The organism is Accumulibacter sp., assembly GCF_032229525.1.
Classification (GTDB): Bacteria; Pseudomonadota; Gammaproteobacteria; order Burkholderiales; family Rhodocyclaceae; genus Accumulibacter.
In genome coordinates this window covers 1-18,451 of the sequence record NZ_JAVTWB010000203.1, presented here as the reverse complement: position 1 = coordinate 18,451, position 18,451 = coordinate 1, and the positions used below count along the sequence as shown (strand labels likewise).

The following is an 18,451-nucleotide window of genomic DNA, read 5'->3' as shown; positions in this document are numbered from 1 at the left end:
ACGCTGCGCAGTGTACACCACTACACCACTCCACCACTCCACCACTCCACCACTCCACCACTCCACCACTCGCCACTCGCCACTCGCCACTCGCCACTGCATCACCCAGCGCTGCTCGTGGCGCAAGGAATAGTCGGCAGGTGGTCGCTCAGCGCGCTCCATTTTTGAGCGCCATCAACGATTGCGCTGGCGCGAACCCCTATAATCAAACGCCCTTCACCGATGGAACCCTGATGAAACACTTGGCACTGGTCGCCGCCCTGATCTGTCTCGCCGGGCCGGCTGCGGCCGACACCGAGGCCGGGCTCGCCATCATCGGCGATCTCGGGCAACTGAACGGCCAAGCCCTGGCCTGCGGCCAGACGGGCGCCGTAGCCGAGGCGAAAACGCTGGTCATCCAGCACGCGCCAAAGACTCGCCGCTACGGCGAGATCTTCGAAGAGCAAACCAATGCCGCCTTCCTCAGCCAGGGCAAGGGTCAGCAAGTCTGCCCGACGGCCGCTGATTTCGCCGCTCGACTGCAAAGTTTGTCGCGACGCTTGCAGACTGCCCTGCCCGTGCCGCAAGTAGCAACGCCGCAAGACACAGGCAGGTGAAAGCTCTGCTCCTCGGGCTGCTCACCGCCTGTCTCGCCGTACCACCCCTGGCTGCTGAAGCTCAGGTGGAAGAATCGGTGACCACCGCCAAGGCGCCGATCACCGGCCGCTACCTGCTGATGGACGCCAATGGCCGCGCGGTAAGCAATGAAGACTTCCCTGGGCAATTCCAGCTGCTGACCTTTGGCTATACCTCCTGCCCCGACGTCTGCCCGACGACACTCGCCGAAATGGCGGTGGTCATGAGCAGCCTCGGCAAGGACGCCGACCACCTGCAGGCGCTGTTTGTCACCGTCGATCCGGAGCGTGACACCGCGACCGTGCTGCGCGCCTACGTCGCCCTCTTCGACCCGCGGATCATTGCCCTGACGGGCTCCTCGATGCTCTTGCAGAGAGCTGCCGACGGCTTCAAGGTGCGCTACGAGAAGGTGCAAGAACCGGGTGCGCCACCAGAACACTACGCCGTCGACCACTCCGCCGGTATGTTTCTGCTCGGACCCAATGGCCGCTATCTGCGCAAGTTTGCCTATGCCGTGCCACCGGCGGAGATCGCCGAGTGGATTCGCGAGCTGATGGCCAATACCAGCTTCCGGCCAGCCAGCCGACGCTTGTCGGCGATCGGCGAGTAGCCATTCCCCCGGCAAGCGCACGCTTCCGTGCATGGGCCAAACCATCAGCAGGCCAGCGCAGGTGCGCCTCCTTGTCCAGCAGTGTGCTGAGCGGCAGCTAATCCTTTCCCACCATCCTTCGGAGAACGACGCCATGAAATCAACTTCGATCGCCCTCGCCCTCGTCCTGGCACTCGCGCCGGCAGTCTCGGCGAGCGCAGCCGATACGCTGTCCTGCCCCGATCTCCGCCAAGCGGTACAGGTTGGCAGCTGCCCGTCAGAAGCCGAACTGCAATACACCTTTAACGGTTACTGCAGCGACAACAGGCGTATGTACCAGCAAGATGCCGCCGTGTGCACCGACTACCAGGAATACCGGAAGCTCAAGAACATTGCCCAGTGGGAATCCGCCGACGGCACCTTCACCGCCTACCTCTCGTGCGCTTTGGCCACCGAGCAGGTAAAGGCTGCGCGTGCGTCGCGGATCGCCTTTACCAAGCGCGGCACGATGGGCCTGCTGGCTTGCAGCTATGGCGAAGAAATCACCTTCACCTACCGCTCACATCAGGCATGCCAGGTCGAAGGCGATGGCAACTGCACTGTTGGCGCAACCGCGTGCAAGGCAAGCTGCCAGTGAAATGGCGGGTGACCGCGAGACGTTCACATGTGCCGACCAGGACAACCCCGGCGAACACCGGGCAGCGCGACCAGAGCACCGCGACAGCCGTCGTCATTGGCCACAACGCGAACGACAACTTCGGCGCCAGCGCTCAAAAAGCAACGCGGCGCGTACCGGAGGTACGCGCCGCGCGTGTTACGGGACCCGACCAGTCAGGTCTTGGGTTTGGCCGGAGTGCTCATTTCAGCCTGGCCATCCTTGGCCTGATCAGCCGAGCAGGCGACAGCCGTTGCACTTGATAGCGCCAGCGCCAAGGCCATCAGGCCGGCGGTCAGCTTCCTCATAGGCATCTCCTTGTGACTGCCGACATTGGCCAGACCAATCTAGGCCCAATTGCGCCGCAATTCAACCCCAATCGAGGGAGTGGTTTTCAGCACAGCTTGACCACGATATCGTCCAGCGCATTCGCGGCGTCGGCTACCCGGTCACCGGCGTTGGACATGTGGCGATAGGTTTCGCGCCGCTTGAACATGTTGAGGTAATCGTCGCCCTGGAAAAGCTCGACAATCGCCCGCCGATAGGCTTTCTCGACCGTGCGTTCGGCTTTCCGGGCCGCGGCAGCGTCGACGCCGGAGGCTGCCGGGTCGCTTGCCAGGCGGCTAAATCCCCGGGCCAGCGCATCGGTGCCTTCACGCAGGTGCAGCGCCATTTCCAGGCTGAACTTGTCGGGTTGCAGCCCCAGCACGTCCATCTCGACCACGGTGGACTTGCAGTAGTTGACAATGTCGTCGAGGGTCATGATCGCGCGGTGGATGTCTTCGCGGTCGATCGGCGTCGAAAAGGCTTCGGCGAGGACACCGAGGTTGGTGGCCTTCATGCGGTCGGCCTGGTGCTCGTCGGCGCGAACCTTCTGACTGACCGCCACATCGCCGGTTTCCATGAACTCGACCAGCAGACGAGTGGTTTCCGCAGCATTGGCGCTCTGTTCGGCGAGCATGCCGAAGAAGTCGGCGACGGTCGGGAACACGCGCTCGTACAGACGGCGGAAAATTGGCTTGTTGGCGGCGGTGCTTTGATTATCTTCCATGGTTTATCTCCTCAGGTTTCAGGTGGTCTGGCCAAGCATGATTCTGGTAATGGCGTAAATAACGATTGCAGTGAGCGCCGAGGCCGGGATGGTGATCACCCAGGTCTTGGCGATGTCCTTCGCCTTCTTCCAGCGGACAGCGCGCGGGCGCTCGGAATAGCCGATACCCATGATCGAGGTGGCGACCACGTGCGTGGTCGACACCGGCGCCCCGATGACAGAAGCGGTAAAGATCAACAGCGCCGAAGTGAGCTGCGAATCAAAAGCATGCAGCGGCCGCACCCGGTAGATGGCAAAACCCAGGGTGCGTACGATGCGCCAACCGCCGGACATGATGCCCAGGGTGATCGCTGTTGCGCAGGCGAGAATCACCCAGAACGGCACTTCGAAGGTGGGGATGAAATCGCCCAGGAGCAGCACCAGGGTGAGCATGCCCATGCTCTTCTGCGCGTCGTTGGCGCCGTGCGAGAAAGCCAGGCCGGCAGCAGTCACGAACTGCATCTTGCGCAGGGTGGCGTTGGCGGTCGGCTTGGCACCAGCCAGCAGGCGACGGCCGAGACGGTGAATCCCGAAACCGACCCAAAAACCGAGCAGTGGCGAGAGAAACAGCGCCAGCAGAACCTTCATCACACCGGTCAGTTTGCCGGCGGTCATCAGCTCGTGAAAGCCCCAGATCACGTGCGAAGAGCCGACCGCCGCCACCACCGCGCCGGCGAGGCCACCGACCAGAGCATGCGACGACGACGACGGAATGCCCAGCCACCAGGTCGCCAAGTTCCAGACGATGGCACCCAGCAAGCCGCAGAACATGATCAATACGGCAAGCTGCGGGTCTACATCATTCAGATCGACAAACTTGCCGATGGTGTTGGCCACCGCCGTTCCGCCGAGCAAAGGTCCCATGAACTCGAAGAAGCCGACGATCAGAACTGCCTGCACCGGTGTCATCGCCCGCGAGGCGATAACCGTGGCGACGATGTTCGCCGCATCATGAAAGCCGTTGGTGTAGTCGAAAATCAGCACGACCACCACCGTCGCCACAGCCATCCAGAACAAAGTATCCATACGCACCCTTCCTGTGAAAAGGCCTCTGTGGGCCATTACTTGTAAAAAGTTGGCGGATTATGCATGAAATTTTTATTTTGTACACATTGCGTTCGCATCTGCGGCGCAAAATACCATTACAGAGGAGAAATCGTGCGCCAGAACAATCGGAGCAACAATGAGAGCGCTGCCATGAAGAAGCGTCTGTTCGGCTGTTTGTGCGCGGCGGCTCTGCTCAGCCTGCTCACGCCGTCGCCGGCCCATGCCGCCTTACCGAAAGCGGCCAGCATCCCGGGCGGCGTGGCTCTGATTTTCCTCGGCCCGGTGGTGCCCGGCAGCCGCCAACCACGCGCATGGCTCGGCGAACAGCAGGTGCTGGTCGCTAGCGAGGGAGGGCAGTGGGTCGCGGTCGTCGGCCTGGCCCTGGACGCTTCTCCGGGCATGCACGAACTACGCGTGGAGGTGGTGGGAGAGACACAGGCCGTCCCTTTCAAGGTCGACGCGAAGACCTATCCGGAACAGCGGATTACGATGAAGGACAGCAGCAAGGTGCAACTCTCGGCCAGTGACCTGGCGCGCGTCGAAGCCGAGATCGAGGCCATCCGGCGCCTGAAGCAGCATTGGCGAGAAACCGCGGGCACCGACACCGCCTTCGTTCTGCCAGCGCAGGGACGGCTCACCGGACGCTTTGGCGTGCGCCGCTTTTTCAACGGCGAGCCACGCTCACCGCACGCCGGCTTCGACATCGCCGTAGCGCGCGGAGCGCCGGTGACGGCCCCCGCCGATGGCACCGTACTCGCGGTCGATGACTATTTCTTCAATGGCAAGACGGTGTTTGTCGACCACGGCAACGGCCTGATCAGCATGTACTGCCACCTTGACCAGACCAACGTTCAGCCTGGCCAGGCGATCGGCAAGGGTCAGCGCCTCGGACTCGCTGGCATGACCGGCCGCGCGACCGGCCCCCATCTGCACTGGAGCGTCATTCTCAACGGCGCGATGGTGAACCCCGAACTGTTTGTCGGCAGCTCCACCAGGAGCAACTGACGCGCGTGCTCACGGTTGGCGCCGGGCCGCCCGCGCGCACCGGCAGACCGGGCTCGGTCGACCGCCGGGCATCACCCGCGACCACGACAGCGCGTCTGTTTAATCGGCGAGCTGGGTTTTGCTGCGCTCGCCCGGATTGCGGGCCGCAGCGGCGCGATGTGGGCAGTCCTGCTTGGTGCATTCGGCGTAGAGATAGAGGGCGTGCTCGCGAATGATGAAGCCGCGCTCCCTGGCGATCTTTGTTTGCCGGCGCTCGATCTCGGCGTCGTAAAACTCCTCGACGCGACCGCAGTCGATGCACACCAGATGATCGTGGTGCTGCCCGGCACTCAATTCGAAAACAGCCTTGCCCGATTCGAAATAGTGGCGCTCAAGGAGTCCCGCCTGTTCGAACTGGGTCAGCACACGGTAGACAGTCGCCAAGCCAACGTCCAGATTCTCGGCCAGCAACAGCCGATAGACATCTTCTGCCGTAAGATGACGCACCTCCGTCTTCTCGAACAAAGCGAGGATCTTGAGGCGTGGGAGGGTCGCTTTCAGCCCCATACTCTTTAGATTGTCGGAGTTGCTCATTTGCTTACCTTGATCGGCCGCGAAGGGAGAGGGGAGTTTTCAGTTATGATATACCGTCGACTGCAGTAGTGATCAGCTGGCGTAACTATTCCGTCGGCTCAACCATTGATCCGGCTGCAGTCAGCGGCTTCGCCGCTTGCCGACGCTCACTTGTTTGATCACTCACCACGACCCGACCCGATCATGATCCTCCCGCGATTCGCCACCGGCATTCTTGTTCTTTGCACCCTTTCCGCTTGTTCATCGGTACCGCATATCGTCACCGAGTACCGGATCGATGTCCAGCAGGGAAACGTTCTCACTCAAGAGATGGTTGCGCAGTTGCGTCCCGGGCTGACCAAGGACCAAGTGCGCTTCATTCTCGGTACGCCGGTGCTGGTAGACATGTTTCACGCCAACCGCTGGGATTACTTCTATTGGTTCAAGAAGGGCAATTCACGGACGGCTGAGACACGCCGGTTTTCGGCTTTTTTTGACACCGACGGCAAGCTGGTCCGGGTTACCGGCGACGTTGTCGCCGCCGGGCCGGCGGACGCCGAGGCTGTTCCGGAAACGCGGCTCCGGGAAATCGATCTTGGCTCGCTGCCGGCCGACGGCAGTACCGAGTTGCCGCCACCAGACGAGCCGGGGCTGTTTAGCAAGATGCTGGAAAGCGTGGGGCTGTGAAATGAACCTATTGAGGATTGCGATAACCGGCGCTGGTGGCCGCATGGGGCGAACGCTTATCGAAGCAACGCTGAACGATGCCGAAGCGACGCTGGCGGCAGCGATCGACCACCCCGAGGCGCAAGTGCTGGGCAAGGACGCCGGCGAGCTGGTCGGTACGCCTTGCGGCGTTGCCGTCAGCAGCGATTGCGAGACGGGGATTGCGCAGGCTACATGCCTGATCGACTTTACCCGGCCGGAAGGCACTCTTGCGCACCTGGAGTTATGCCGAAAACATGGAACGGGAATTGTCATCGGGACCACCGGATTCGATGCCGCTGGCAAGGCAGCGATTGCCGCTGCCGCCCGAGATATTGCGGTCGTCTTCGCGCCGAACATGAGCGTTGGCGTCAATGTCGTTTTCAAGCTGCTTGAGGTGGCCTCCCGGATCATGGACGATGGCTACGACGTCGAGATCGTCGAAGCGCACCATCGACACAAGATCGACGCACCCTCCGGAACTGCCTTGCGCATGGGCGAGGTTGTCGCCCAGGCACTCGGCCGCGACCTCGCGCAGGACGCAATTTATGGTCGCCAGGGGGTCACCGGGGAACGCCTGCCGTCGACCATCGGCTTTGCGACCGTTCGTGGAGGCGACATCGTAGGCGACCACAATGTGATGTTCTGTGGGCTCGGCGAGCGCGTCGAGATCGGCCACAAGGCGAGCAGTCGCATGCCGTACGCGCTGGGCAGTCTGCGCGCCGCCCGTTTCCTGGCCAGCAGAAAAACTGGCCTGTTCGACATGCTGGACGTGCTCGGTCTGCGCTGAAGCACGGCCAAATCATCAACAGCGTTAATTTCAGGAAATGAAAACGCCGCAACTGACTCGAAAGCTCGCGGGCGTGCTCGGCAATGATGCAGAGCTGGGGCTCGATCAGCTACTGATGGAGCTTGCCAGCCGGGCTCCGGAACTCAAGGCCCCTTTCGCTCGGGTGCTGGAGGCTGCCGACAGCCTGCTTGAAGGATATATCAGTGAGCGTAGCGCGCACACCGCGCTGTCGGGCGACGCCTTTTCCGATTGGCACCTGAAAGCCGGCAAGATAGTCGCCGGCCGCCGCTGGAAGACCCTGCTCGGCTATCACAAGGATGATCTGGCCGACAGCATCGCCACCTGGCGGAGCCTGGCTGTCCCCGATGACCTGAAGGCTTTCGATGCGGCCGTAGCCAGGCATGCGCAGGGAAGAACCCCGATCTTTCAAACCACCTGTCGCCTACGGACCAAAGCGGGCAACTGGAAGTGGCTGCTGCTCAAGGGAAGAATCGTGGCCCGGGACAGCCACGGCGAGCCCTTGCGCCTCCTGTTGTTGCAGCGCGACATTACCGACTTCAAGAAAGCCGAGGAGGACGCCCTGTTAGCCAAGGAAGCGGCGGAAGCCGCCAACCGCTCCCGTGGCACTTTCCTGGCCAACATGAGCCACGAGATTCGGACACCGATGAACGGCATCATCGGGATGACCGACCTGGCGCTGGATACGCAACTGGACGACGAGCAGCGACACTATCTGAAGACCGTCAAGTCCTCGGCCGAGTCCCTGCTGGCGATTGTCAACGACATCCTTGATTTTTCCAAAATCGAAGCCGGCAAGCTGAACTTTGAAGAACTGCCCTTCTCGTTGCCACCCCTGGTTTTCGAAGCGGCCCGCGCGCAAGCGGTGATGGCCCACAAGAAAGGGTTGGAGGTCATCGTCTCGGTGGCGCAGGATGTCCCGAACAGAGTCATCGGCGATCCCGTACGGCTTCGTCAGGTGCTCGCCAATCTGCTCGGGAATGCGATCAAGTTTACCGACCGTGGCGAAATAGAAGTGTCGGTGTCGGTCGAGGAACGCGCTGCCGGATCGGTAGTCCTCCGCTTTGCCGTCTGCGATTCCGGAATCGGCATCCCGGTGGACCGGCAACGGGCAATATTCGAAGCATTTTCGCAAGCCGACGATTCGACGACGCGTCGTTTCGGCGGCACCGGCCTGGGGCTGGCGATCTGCCGGCACCTGGTGCAGCTGATGAACGGTCGCTTGTGGCTCGACAGTGTCGAAGGCACCGGATCCTCGTTCTATTTTACCGGCCGCTTCGGTATCGACTCGAGCGCCAGCGCCCCACCCGTCGTGACACAGTTCAAGGGCCAGCGGGCCCTGCTGCTTGAACACCATCCCATCGTCGCTGCTCAATTGGCGGAAATGCTTTCGGAATATGGCATTGAGCCCTCGGCGATCAGTGATGCACAGGCAGCACTGCAGGCGATCGAGCAATCGCGGTCCGTCGGCTTCCCTTACGACTACGTGCTGGTCGACGCCTTGATGCCGCCTCCCGGTGGGCTGGCTCTGGCCGAATCATGGCAAACCGGCACCTGCCCCGAGAAGCTGATCGTGCTGCTGACGACCGAACATCAGCGCCAGGACCTTGGTCGCTTGCGCGACCTCGCCGTCAGCACCCACCTGGTCAAACCGGTGACGCCAGAAGATGTCCTGGCCGCGCTGAAACTGGTCTCGGGCGCATCCGAAGACGGGACGCCGATGCTGGCGGCGTTCGACTTCGAAACACCAACCCCGATCGAGGCTTCCCGTCCAATCGCCACATTGCTGGTCGAGGACAACCCGGTCAATCAGGAGCTGGCCAGGCGCCTTCTGGAAAAACGTGGCTACCGCGTCACCCTGGCCAACAACGGTGCCGAAGCCGTTGATCTGTTCGAGCAAAAGACCTTCGACCTGATCCTGATGGACATGCAGATGCCGGTGATGGGCGGTATCGAGGCGACGGAGTCGATTCGCGCCCGTGAAATGCGCCGCAGCTGGGTCGTCTCTCAGGAGTTCAAATCGGTGTCCATCATCGCCATGACTGCCAACGCCATGGAAGGAGACCGTGAACGTTGCCTGCAAGCGGGAATGAATGATTATGTCGCCAAGCCGATCCGGCCACAGGATCTCTACGCGGCCATCGATCGCTGCCTGGATCCCGGAAACGGCAGTGATGAGGATCCGTCTTCGCCGGAGGCCGCGCTTACGGCCACGTCGCTCGATCTGGCGGCCGCGGCGCATGATTTGGGTGACAGAGATCTGTTGCTGACCATGGCGCGAATGCTGATCGCGGAATGGAAGCAGCATCTAGGCAGAATCCAGTCCAGTGTGCACGGCCGACAAGCATCACAGCTGTCGATGGCCGCGCACACGCTGAAGAGCCTTCTCGCCATCTTTCACGCCGAAAAGGCGCGCCGGCTCGCGCTCGAGATCGAACATGCCGCCAAGCCCGCGGCCGACAATAGTGTCGACTGGACGCATTGCGCGCAACTCGTCGATGCGTTGGCCAGCGAAATGGATCGCCTGAAGCCGGAAATGGACCGTTTCATTCGCGAAGCGAGGCCCACCTGACGCGGTCGATTACCCCTCGCCGCGTCGCGACGCATAGGTCAGAACGCGCCCCATAGTGGCGTGAAATCGCCCAAGAACAGGTGTGCTCCGGTATAATTGGTCGGCTTGCAAGGATCCGAGCGGGAGGGCTGCGCGCCTGTCCCGCTCTTGCGTATCTACAGCCCGGAGCGGCGACGCATTCAACCGCAGTATCCAACAGGAGTCTTTCGTGTCCTTGTTACCCACTCTTCCGCCGGCGATTCTCGCACTGGCCGACGGAACGGTTTTCCGCGGCCAGGCCGTCGGCGCCGGCGGCAGCACCAGTGGCGAGGTGGTGTTCAATACCGCGATGACCGGCTACCAGGAGATCCTTACCGATCCTTCGTACTGCCGGCAGATCGTCACGCTCACCTACCCCCACATCGGCAATGTCGGTTGCAACGATGAGGATTTCGAATCGCGCGGCAATTATGCTGCCGGGCTGGTCATCCGCGACCTGCCGATTCGCGCCGAGAACTGGCGCCTGCAAGACACGCTGCCGGCCTATCTGCAGAAACACGGCATCGTCGCCATCGCCGGTATCGATACCCGCAAGCTCACTCGCGTGCTGCGGGAAAAAGGCGCCCAGGCGGGCTGCATCATGGCGATCGAGGTGAATGAGGAGCAAGCGGTCGCCGAGGCGCGTGCGTTCCCGGGTCTCGCCGGAATGGATCTGGCCAAGGTGGTCAGTGCCACAGAGCCTTACGAATGGACGGCGGGGGAATGGACCCTGCAAGGTTCCCCAGCCGCTCCCGCGGCACAACTGCATGTTCTCGCCTACGATTTCGGTGTCAAGCACAACATCCTGCGGATGCTCGTCGCCCGCGGCTGCAAGGTGACCGTCGTTCCGGCACAAACCCCTGCCGCCGCTGTCCTCGGGTACCAGCCGGACGGGGTGTTCCTGTCCAACGGCCCCGGCGATCCGGAACCGTGCGACTACGCCATCAAGGCCATCGCCGAGGTACTTGCCCAAGGCGTGCCGACCTTCGGCATCTGCCTGGGTCACCAGCTCCTGGCCCTGGCTTCAGGCGCCAGGACGATGAAAATGAAGTTCGGCCATCACGGCGCCAACCATCCGGTCAAGGATCTTCGTACCGGGCAGGTGCTGATTACCAGCCAGAACCACGGCTTCGCGGTGGACGGCGAAACGCTGCCGGCAACGCTGCGGCCGACGCACGTTTCACTGTTTGACGGCTCCCTACAAGGTATTGCCCGTAGTGACGTGCCGGCTTTCTCCTTTCAGGGCCATCCGGAAGCCAGCCCGGGGCCGCACGACATCGCCCACCTGTTCGATCGCTTTGTCCAGATGATGCAAGACAAAAAGGCGCAACATGCCCAAGCGCACTGATATCAAGAGCATTCTTATCATCGGCGCCGGTCCGATCGTCATCGGTCAGGCCTGCGAGTTCGATTACTCCGGCGCGCAAGCCTGCAAGGCGCTGCGCGAGGAAGGGTACCGGATCATCCTGGTCAACTCCAACCCGGCGACGATCATGACCGACCCGGACATGGCCGACGTGACCTACATCGAGCCAATCACCTGGAAGGTCGTCGAGAAGATCATCAGCCGGGAGCGACCCGATGCGCTGCTACCGACCATGGGTGGGCAGACGGCGCTGAACTGCGCCCTCGATCTGGCCCGGCATGGCGTCCTCGACAAGTTTGGCGTCGAGATGATCGGGGCCAGCAAGGAGGCTATCGACAAGGCCGAGGACCGGGAGAAGTTCAAGGTGGCAATGACCAGCATCGGCCTCGATTCGGCTCGTTCCGCGATGGCTCACTCGATGGAAGAAGCGCTGCAGGTTCAGGCAATGATCGGCTATCCGACCATTATCCGGCCCTCGTTCACCATGGGCGGGTCGGGGGGCGGTATTGCCTACAACCAGGAGGAATTCGTCGATATCTGCGAGCGCGGCCTGGAAGCCAGCCCGACCAAGGAACTGCTGATCGAGGAATCGATGATCGGCTGGAAAGAGTTCGAGATGGAGGTCGTTCGCGACCGCAAAGACAATTGCATCATCGTCTGCGCGATCGAGAACCTCGACCCGATGGGCGTGCATACCGGCGACTCGATTACCGTTGCGCCGACGCAAACGCTGACCGACAAGGAATACCAGATCATGCGCAACGCCTCGGTGGCGGTTTTGCGCGAGATCGGCGTCGACACCGGCGGTTCAAACGTCCAGTTCGCCATCAACCCGCGTGACGGACGGATGATCGTCATCGAAATGAACCCGCGCGTATCGCGCTCTTCGGCCCTGGCCTCGAAAGCGACCGGTTTTCCGATCGCCAAGGTCGCCGCCAAGCTGGCGGTCGGCTACACGCTGGACGAACTGGCGAACGAAATCACCGGCGGCAAGACCCCGGCTTCGTTCGAACCATCGATCGACTACGTGGTCACCAAAGTGCCGCGTTTCGCCTTCGAGAAATTCCCCGAGGCCGACTCAAGGCTGACCACCCAGATGAAATCGGTCGGCGAAGTGATGGCCATCGGGCGGACTTTCCAGGAGTCTCTGCAAAAGGCCTTGCGCGGTCTGGAAATCGGCGTCGACGGCTTCGACGAGATCACTACCGACCGCGAGGAAATAGAGATCGCGCTAAGCGAAGCACGCCCGGAACGTATCTGGTATGTCGCCGATGCCTTCCGCATCGGCCTGAGCCTCGAGGAAATTCAGCGACTGACGGCGATTGATCCGTGGTTCCTGGCACAGATCGAGGACCTCTACAAGAAGGCCGAACTGATCCGCGGCCGGCCGGTCGAGTCCCTGTCGCGCGACGAACTGTGGCACCTGAAACGCGCCGGATTCTCGGACAAGCGTCTGGCAACGCTGATGAAAACGACACAAACGGCAGTTCGCCAGCATCGCCACAGTCTGGGGATTCGTCCGGTCTACAAGCGCGTAGACACCTGTGCCGCCGAATTTTCAACCGATACCGCCTACATGTACTCGACCTACGAGGAAGAGTGCGAGTCGAATCCCACCGACCGGAAGAAGATCATGGTCCTCGGCGGCGGCCCGAACCGGATCGGTCAGGGGATAGAGTTCGACTACTGCTGCGTCCATGCCGCTCTCGCGATGCGTGAAGACGGTTATGAGACGATCATGGTCAACTGCAATCCGGAAACCGTATCCACCGACTACGACACCTCCGACCGCCTCTACTTCGAGCCGGTGACGCTCGAAGACGTCCTGGAAATCGTCGCTGTGGAGAAACCGCACGGGGTCATCGTCCAGTACGGCGGCCAAACGCCGCTGAAGCTGGCGCGCGACCTGGAGGCCAACGGTGTCCCGATCATTGGCACCAGTCCGGACATGATCGATGCGGCGGAAGATCGCGAACGATTCCAGAAACTGCTGCAGAATCTGGGGCTCAAGCAACCGGCAAACCGCACCGCTCGTACCGAACCGGATGCCTTGCGCCTGGCCGCCGAAATCGGCTATCCGCTGGTCGTTCGTCCGTCCTACGTGCTGGGTGGCCGGGCGATGGAAATCGTCCACGAGCCGCGCGATCTCGAGCGCTACATGCGCGAAGCGGTCAAGGTCTCGAATGACTCGCCGGTGCTCCTCGACCGTTTCCTCAACGACGCCTGCGAAGTGGACGTCGATGCCATCTCCGATGGCGACGAGGTACTGATCGGTGGGGTCATGGAGCACATTGAACAGGCCGGGGTGCACTCCGGTGATTCGGCGTGCTCGCTGCCGCCGCATTCACTGTCGGCCGAGTTGCAGGACGAAATGCGCCGACAGACCCGACTGATGGCCAAGGGGCTGAATGTCTGCGGCCTGATGAACGTCCAGTTCGCCATCCAGAACGACGTGGTTTTCGTGCTGGAGGTCAACCCGCGCGCATCGCGCACCGTACCCTTTGTCTCCAAGGCAACCGGCCTGCAACTGGCAAAGATCGCGGCGCGCTGCATGGCCGGCCAGTCGCTGGCCAGCCAGGGTGTGACCAAGGAAGTGGTGCCGAGTTACTTTTCGGTCAAGGAGGCAGTTTTCCCGTTCGTCAAATTCCGCGGCGTGGACACCATTCTCGGCCCGGAAATGAAATCGACCGGCGAGGTGATGGGTGTCGGGGTCAGTTTTGCCGAGGCTTTCGTCAAGAGCCAGACCGCGGCCAGCGTGCGCCTACCCAGTGCCGGCCAGGTCTTTGTCAGCGTCAAGGAGTCGGACAAGCCACAAGTAGTGGCCATCGCTCGCGACCTGCGGGCGGCTGGTTTCACGCTCCTGGCAACGCGTGGTACAGCGGCAGCCATCGCCGCGGCGAACATCGAGGTGACGCCGGTGAACAAGGTCACCGAAGGACGCCCGCACGTGGTCGACATGATCAAGAACAACGAGATCGTGCTGATCATCAACACCGTCGATGAAAAACGCACGGCGATCAACGATTCTCGCTCGATCCGCACCTCTGGGCTGGCTGCGCGGGTACCGATTTATACCACCATCTGGGGTGCGGAAGCGGCGACGGCGGGGATCAAGAATCGTGGCGCACTGGTCGTCTATTCGATACAGGAATTGCACACACAACTGAGTTAATTTACCCATACGACCGTCGGCATCGCCCGCCTGCCGGGTGCCGACGGTTTTTCGTTGGGAGCGAAAAAATGAACAAGACACCGTTGACCGTAAAAGGCGCCGAGAAACTTGGCGCCGAACTCCACCAGCTGAAGACCGTCGAGCGTCCGCGGACCATCGCGGCGATTGCCGAAGCGCGTTCACACGGCGATCTCTCGGAGAACGCCGAATACGACGCGGCCAAGGAAAGGCAAGGCTTCGTCGAAGGCCGCATCCAGGAAGTCGAGGGCAAGCTCGCAAACGCCCAGATCATCGACCCGAAACTGCTCGATGCCGACGGGCGCTGCGTTTTCGGCGCCACGCTCGACCTCGACGATCAGGAATCCGGCGCCCGTGTCTGCTATCAGATCGTCGGTGAGGATGAAGCCGATATCAAGGCCGGCAAGATCTCGATCAACTCGCCGATCGCGCGTGCGCTGATCGGCAAGTTCGCTGGCGATATCGCCGAGGTGCAAGCACCCGGCGGCGTTCGCGAGTACGAAGTCATTGCCGTACGCTACGAATAAGGCTTGCCGTGCGACGTCTCGCCGATGCGCTGTACGACGTAGCGCTGACTCTTTGGGTTGGCGGCCTGTGGGCGGTCGGCGGTCTCGTCGCCCCGATCCTGTTCAGCACGCTGGGCAGCGACCGCCAGCTCGCTGGCGCGCTCGCCGGCAAGCTGTTCGCAGCGATCGGTTGGGTGGGACTGGCCTGCGGGTCGTACCTGTTGCTCTTCCTGCTCCTGCGCATCGGCACGGGCGCACTGCGACGCTGGAACTTCTGGCTGGTGGTGGCCATGCTGGCGCTGACCGCGGTCAGTCTGTTCGGCATCCAGCCGCTGTTGGCCCAACTGAAGGCCGACGCCCTGCCGCGAGAAGTGATGGAGAGCGTGTTGCGCGGGCGCTTCGCCACCTGGCATGGGGTGTCGGGCATCCTCTACCTCGTACAGAGCCTGTTGGGGCTGCTGCTGGTAACCAGCTTCCGGCGCGCTGCGAGGTAAGCGATGTGCCGGGCTGAAGAAGCGAGCGACCCGCACTTGCCGCGCTTGCCAGTTGGCCAGCAACCACAGGGCGTGCGTGGCGGGCAGCCACCTGGCAGCCTGCAGCGCCCGTGCGCGATCGGTCTCGCTCAGATTCCGCCGGGCATCGGTCTCAGTCCGAGCCTCCCTGGAAACTGCGCTTGCTACGACGCGGCTCAGTGCGTCGCGGACGAGATCGGGCGGCGGCGGCCGGATCGTCTGGTTTCGGGCGCCAGAGCACCAGCAGCTTGCCGATATGCTGAACCGGTGCCGCCGACAGCAATTCGCAAAGCGTGGCGAGAAACTGATCACGAACCTGCCGGTCGTCGTTATAGACACGGATTTTGATCAGTTCGTGACTGGCGAGATTGGCGTCGACCTCCCTGACGACGGATTCCGAGAGGCCGCTCTGGCTTATCGAAACCACCGGATGCAGGGAATGCGCACGGGCGCGCAGGGCGCGGCGCTCGTCGGAGCTGAGATTGAGCATGCAGGACACCTTTTATTGAGCAACGCATTCTAGCGGGTTTCGACCAATGAATCGCAGCAGATCGAGCAGCGCGTGGCTGAACGAGCATGTTAACGATGCCTACGTGCAACAAGCACGAGCCGCAGGCTATCGCTCGCGTGCGGCGTACAAATTGATCGAGATCGACGACAAGGATCATCTGATTCGCCCCGGCGAGGTGATCGTCGACCTGGGAGCGGCTCCCGGTGGCTGGTCGCAGGTGGCCGCCCAACGGATGCAGGGAAAAAGTCGCGTGATTGCCGTCGATCTGCTCGACATGACGCCTGTCCGGGGAGTCACCTTTGTCCAAGGTGACTTTCGCGAGCAGGAAGTCCTGCAGCAACTGGAAGCTCTGCTTGGCGGTGACCGGGTGGGGCTTGTTCTTTCCGACATGTCCCCCAATATCTCGGGTATCTCCGTTTGCGACCAGGCCAGAGTGATGCATCTCGCGGAGTTGAGTCTGGACTTTGCGCGCAACTGGCTGAAACCTGAAGGCGCCTTTCTGGTCAAACTTTTTCAGGGACATGGCTTCACTGATTTCCTGCAGGAAATGCGCAGAATCTTCAAGACGGTTGCCTCCAGAAAGCCGGATGCTTCACGAGATCGAAGCCCGGAAGTTTACCTGTTGGGCAAGACCTTGAAAACTTAAGAGTACGGCCGACATCGTCTTTGCTGCAGTAGGCACGAATCGGTTTACAATGTTCAGTTCATGGAAAAGCAGGACTTCCGGCGGCATCCTCGGCCGGGCAACGTAGAAGAGGTAAAGCATTGAATAACATGTTCAAGAATCTGGCGGTCTGGCTGGTTATCGGTCTGGTCTTGATGACTGTCTTCAACCAGTTCAATACGCGTCAGGTGGCCCAATCGACGATGGAGTATTCGCAGTTCATCGACGAAGTAGGCAAGGGAACAATCGCCAAGGTGGTGATCGAGGGCCGCGTGCTCAAGGCGACGACCACCGATGGCCGCAAGCTGACCAGCTACGCGCCTCCTGACCTGTGGATGGTCTCCGATCTGCTGAAATACGGCGTCAAGATCGAGGCCAAGCCCGAGGAAGAACAATCGTTCCTGATGAGCATCTTCGTCAGCTGGTTCCCGATGCTGCTGTTGATCGGCGTGTGGATCTTCTTCATGCGCCAGATGCAGGGCGGCGGCCGCGGCGGCGCTTTTTCCTTTGGCAAGAGCAAAGCGCGATTGCTCGACGAATCGACGAATACCATCACCTTTGCCGATGTGGCCGGTTGCGACGAGGCAAAGGAAGAAGTCTCCGAACTGGTGGACTTCCTGCGCGACCCATCGAAGTTCCAGAAACTCGGTGGCCGGATCCCGAAGGGCGTGCTCCTGGTGGGCAATCCGGGTACCGGCAAGACGCTGCTGGCGAAAGCGATCGCCGGCGAAGCCAAGGTTCCTTTCTTTTCCATCTCCGGCTCTGATTTCGTCGAGATGTTCGTCGGTGTGGGTGCGGCACGCGTCCGTGACATGTTCGAAAACGCCAAAAAGCATGCCCCGTGCATCATCTTCATTGATGAGCTGGATGCCGTTGGCCGTCAACGCGGTGCCGGCCTTGGCGGCGGCAATGACGAACGCGAACAGACCCTGAACCAGATGCTGGTCGAGATGGACGGCTTTGAAGCCAGCGTCGGGGTGATCGTGATCGCCGCCACCAACCGTCCCGACGTGCTCGACCCGGCGCTGATGCGTCCGGGCCGTTTCGACCGACAAGTGGTCGTGCCGCTGCCCGATATCCGCGGTCGTGAGCAAATTCTGATGGTCCACATGCGCAAGGTGCCCCTGTCGCCCGACGTCAAGGCCGACATCATCGCCCGCGGCACGCCCGGATTCTCCGGCGCTGATCTGGCCAATCTGGTGAACGAGGCGGCGCTGTTCGCTGCCCGGGGCAACAAGCGCCTGGTCGACATGGAAGACTTCGAAAAAGCCAAGGACAAGATCATGATGGGTGCCGAGCGCCGCAGCATGGTCATGAACGAAGACGAGAAGCGCAACACCGCCTACCATGAGTCTGGACATGCGGTGGTTGCCAAGCTGATGCCGAAATCCGATCCGGTGCACAAGGTCACCATCATCCCGCGCGGGCGAGCGCTCGGCCTGACCATGCAACTACCGGTAGAGGATCGCTACGCCTACGACCGCGTCTATCTGATGAGTCGAATAGCCGTCCTCTTCGGCGGTCGCGTCGCCGAAGAGTTATTCATGGACCAGATGACCACCGGGGCTTCCAATGACTTCGAGCGAGCGACCCAGATGGCGCGTGACATGGTCACCCGCTACGGCATGTCGGATGCGCTGGGTCCCATGGTCTATGGCGAGAACGAGGGCGAAGTCTTCCTCGGGCGCTCGGTGACGACGCACAAGAATATGTCCGAAGCGACGATGGAGAAAGTCGACGGCGAAATCCGCCGGATCATCGACGAGCAGTACGCCCTGGCGCGCAGACTGCTCGAAGATAATCGCGACAAGGTCGAGGCGATGGCCGCGGCACTGCTCGAACTCGAGACCATCGACAGCGACCAGATCGACGACATCATGAACGGCAAGCCGCCGCGCCCACCCAAGCAGCCTCAGGTGAAAGCGGCGAGTGCGCCGGACAACAACACGCCCGATGCTGCGCCCAGTGCGCCGGCGCCAGCCTGATTGGCCTAACCACACCTCGGCTGACCACCCCCGCTTGCGCGTTCGTCCAGCCACCTCGAGG

18 protein-coding genes are annotated in these 18,451 nt (G+C 61.7%); 13 read left to right on the top strand and 5 right to left on the bottom strand.

Annotated features, from left to right (window positions below; all coding sequences use genetic code 11):
• The first annotated feature begins 233 nt into the window (after positions 1-233).
• From RUW20_RS15935 to RUW20_RS15925, 3 genes are all read left to right on the top strand, one after another.
• A complete protein-coding gene (locus RUW20_RS15935; RefSeq protein ID WP_313953207.1) occupies positions 234-596 on the top strand; it encodes a hypothetical protein in 363 nt (120 codons plus the stop codon).
• Positions 593-1,225, top strand: coding sequence for an SCO family protein (locus RUW20_RS15930; protein ID WP_313953206.1), 633 nt, complete (start codon positions 593-595; stop codon positions 1,223-1,225). Before RUW20_RS15935 ends, RUW20_RS15930 begins: the two co-directional genes overlap by 4 nt.
• A 133-nt stretch (positions 1,226-1,358) precedes the next feature.
• On the top strand, positions 1,359-1,841 hold the full coding sequence (locus RUW20_RS15925; RefSeq protein WP_313953205.1) for a hypothetical protein: 483 nt from the start codon (positions 1,359-1,361) through the stop codon (positions 1,839-1,841).
• A 194-nt stretch (positions 1,842-2,035) separates the two neighbouring features.
• Here the strand turns inward: RUW20_RS15925 and RUW20_RS15920 are convergent, their stop codons facing one another.
• From RUW20_RS15920 to RUW20_RS15910, 3 genes are all read right to left on the bottom strand, one after another.
• Positions 2,036-2,167 carry a hypothetical protein gene (locus tag RUW20_RS15920; protein ID WP_313953204.1) on the bottom strand — a complete coding sequence of 44 codons (132 nt, stop codon included), beginning with the start codon at positions 2,165-2,167 and terminating at the stop codon, positions 2,036-2,038.
• An 86-nt stretch (positions 2,168-2,253) separates the two neighbouring features.
• Positions 2,254-2,910 (bottom strand): DUF47 family protein, encoded by a 657-nt coding sequence (locus RUW20_RS15915; protein ID WP_313953203.1) that lies wholly within the window; start codon positions 2,908-2,910, stop codon positions 2,254-2,256.
• Positions 2,911-2,928: 18 nt separating this feature from the next.
• Complete coding sequence (locus RUW20_RS15910) at positions 2,929-3,975, bottom strand: inorganic phosphate transporter (protein ID WP_313953202.1); 1,047 nt, start codon at positions 3,973-3,975, stop codon at positions 2,929-2,931.
• A 171-nt stretch (positions 3,976-4,146) separates the two neighbouring features.
• Between RUW20_RS15910 and RUW20_RS15905 the strand changes: the two genes are divergently transcribed.
• Positions 4,147-5,001 carry a peptidoglycan DD-metalloendopeptidase family protein gene (locus RUW20_RS15905; protein WP_313953201.1) on the top strand — a complete coding sequence of 285 codons (855 nt, stop codon included), beginning with the start codon at positions 4,147-4,149 and terminating at the stop codon, positions 4,999-5,001.
• 99 nt (positions 5,002-5,100) lie between these two features.
• On the opposite strand, the gene fur is transcribed toward RUW20_RS15905, so the two are convergent.
• Complete coding sequence (gene fur / locus RUW20_RS15900; protein ID WP_313953200.1) at positions 5,101-5,574, bottom strand: ferric iron uptake transcriptional regulator; 474 nt, start codon at positions 5,572-5,574, stop codon at positions 5,101-5,103.
• Between the two features lie 183 nt (positions 5,575-5,757).
• Here fur and RUW20_RS15895 point away from each other — a divergent pair, with 183 nt between their 5' ends.
• The 7 genes from RUW20_RS15895 to RUW20_RS15865 all read left to right on the top strand — a co-directional run bounded on the left by RUW20_RS15895 (position 5,758) and on the right by RUW20_RS15865 (position 15,212).
• Positions 5,758-6,240, top strand: coding sequence for an outer membrane protein assembly factor BamE (locus RUW20_RS15895; protein WP_313953199.1), 483 nt, complete (start codon positions 5,758-5,760; stop codon positions 6,238-6,240).
• 1 nt (position 6,241) lies between these two features.
• A complete protein-coding gene (dapB, locus tag RUW20_RS15890; RefSeq protein ID WP_313953198.1) occupies positions 6,242-7,048 on the top strand; it encodes a 4-hydroxy-tetrahydrodipicolinate reductase in 807 nt (268 codons plus the stop codon).
• A gap of 37 nt (positions 7,049-7,085) precedes the next feature.
• Positions 7,086-9,638 (top strand): response regulator, encoded by a 2,553-nt coding sequence (locus RUW20_RS15885; protein WP_313953197.1) that lies wholly within the window; start codon positions 7,086-7,088, stop codon positions 9,636-9,638.
• A gap of 208 nt (positions 9,639-9,846) precedes the next feature.
• Positions 9,847-11,004 (top strand): glutamine-hydrolyzing carbamoyl-phosphate synthase small subunit, encoded by a 1,158-nt coding sequence (gene carA / locus RUW20_RS15880; RefSeq protein WP_313953196.1) that lies wholly within the window; start codon positions 9,847-9,849, stop codon positions 11,002-11,004.
• Positions 10,988-14,194 carry a carbamoyl-phosphate synthase large subunit gene (gene carB / locus RUW20_RS15875; RefSeq protein ID WP_313953195.1) on the top strand — a complete coding sequence of 1,069 codons (3,207 nt, stop codon included), beginning with the start codon at positions 10,988-10,990 and terminating at the stop codon, positions 14,192-14,194. The genes carA and carB overlap by 17 nt, the downstream gene beginning before the upstream one ends.
• Before the next feature lie 68 nt (positions 14,195-14,262).
• Positions 14,263-14,739 carry a transcription elongation factor GreA gene (gene greA / locus RUW20_RS15870; RefSeq protein WP_313953194.1) on the top strand — a complete coding sequence of 159 codons (477 nt, stop codon included), beginning with the start codon at positions 14,263-14,265 and terminating at the stop codon, positions 14,737-14,739.
• An 8-nt stretch (positions 14,740-14,747) separates the two neighbouring features.
• Positions 14,748-15,212: a DUF4149 domain-containing protein gene (locus RUW20_RS15865; RefSeq protein ID WP_313953193.1), complete on the top strand. Its 465-nt coding sequence runs from the start codon at positions 14,748-14,750 to the stop codon at positions 15,210-15,212.
• 151 nt (positions 15,213-15,363) lie between these two features.
• Here the strand turns inward: RUW20_RS15865 and RUW20_RS15860 are convergent, their stop codons facing one another.
• A complete protein-coding gene (locus RUW20_RS15860; protein WP_313953192.1) occupies positions 15,364-15,720 on the bottom strand; it encodes a YhbY family RNA-binding protein in 357 nt (118 codons plus the stop codon).
• A gap of 46 nt (positions 15,721-15,766) precedes the next feature.
• Between RUW20_RS15860 and RUW20_RS15855 the strand changes: the two genes are divergently transcribed.
• Complete coding sequence (locus RUW20_RS15855; RefSeq protein ID WP_313953191.1) at positions 15,767-16,387, top strand: RlmE family RNA methyltransferase; 621 nt, start codon at positions 15,767-15,769, stop codon at positions 16,385-16,387.
• Positions 16,388-16,506: 119 nt separating this feature from the next.
• Complete coding sequence (ftsH, locus tag RUW20_RS15850) at positions 16,507-18,390, top strand: ATP-dependent zinc metalloprotease FtsH (RefSeq protein ID WP_313953190.1); 1,884 nt, start codon at positions 16,507-16,509, stop codon at positions 18,388-18,390.
• The last annotated feature ends 61 nt before the right edge of the window (positions 18,391-18,451 follow it).

What these genes read in the sequence shown, in the direction of transcription:
- fur (WP_313953200.1), bottom strand. Translation starts at nt 5,574, where the DNA reads ATGAGCAACTCCGACAATCTAAAGAGTATGGGGCTGAAAGCGACCCTC.
- RUW20_RS15885 (WP_313953197.1), top strand. Translation starts at nt 7,086, where the DNA reads ATGAAAACGCCGCAACTGACTCGAAAGCTCGCGGGCGTGCTCGGCAAT.
- RUW20_RS15860 (WP_313953192.1), bottom strand. Translation starts at nt 15,720, where the DNA reads ATGCTCAATCTCAGCTCCGACGAGCGCCGCGCCCTGCGCGCCCGTGCG.
- RUW20_RS15910 (WP_313953202.1), bottom strand. Translation starts at nt 3,975, where the DNA reads ATGGATACTTTGTTCTGGATGGCTGTGGCGACGGTGGTGGTCGTGCTG.
- carB (WP_313953195.1), top strand. Translation starts at nt 10,988, where the DNA reads ATGCCCAAGCGCACTGATATCAAGAGCATTCTTATCATCGGCGCCGGT.
- dapB (WP_313953198.1), top strand. Translation starts at nt 6,242, where the DNA reads ATGAACCTATTGAGGATTGCGATAACCGGCGCTGGTGGCCGCATGGGG.
- RUW20_RS15920 (WP_313953204.1), bottom strand. Translation starts at nt 2,167, where the DNA reads ATGAGGAAGCTGACCGCCGGCCTGATGGCCTTGGCGCTGGCGCTATCA.
- RUW20_RS15925 (WP_313953205.1), top strand. Translation starts at nt 1,359, where the DNA reads ATGAAATCAACTTCGATCGCCCTCGCCCTCGTCCTGGCACTCGCGCCG.
- greA (WP_313953194.1), top strand. Translation starts at nt 14,263, where the DNA reads ATGAACAAGACACCGTTGACCGTAAAAGGCGCCGAGAAACTTGGCGCC.
- RUW20_RS15915 (WP_313953203.1), bottom strand. Translation starts at nt 2,910, where the DNA reads ATGGAAGATAATCAAAGCACCGCCGCCAACAAGCCAATTTTCCGCCGT.
- RUW20_RS15895 (WP_313953199.1), top strand. Translation starts at nt 5,758, where the DNA reads ATGATCCTCCCGCGATTCGCCACCGGCATTCTTGTTCTTTGCACCCTT.
- RUW20_RS15855 (WP_313953191.1), top strand. Translation starts at nt 15,767, where the DNA reads ATGAATCGCAGCAGATCGAGCAGCGCGTGGCTGAACGAGCATGTTAAC.
- RUW20_RS15905 (WP_313953201.1), top strand. Translation starts at nt 4,147, where the DNA reads ATGAAGAAGCGTCTGTTCGGCTGTTTGTGCGCGGCGGCTCTGCTCAGC.
- RUW20_RS15935 (WP_313953207.1), top strand. Translation starts at nt 234, where the DNA reads ATGAAACACTTGGCACTGGTCGCCGCCCTGATCTGTCTCGCCGGGCCG.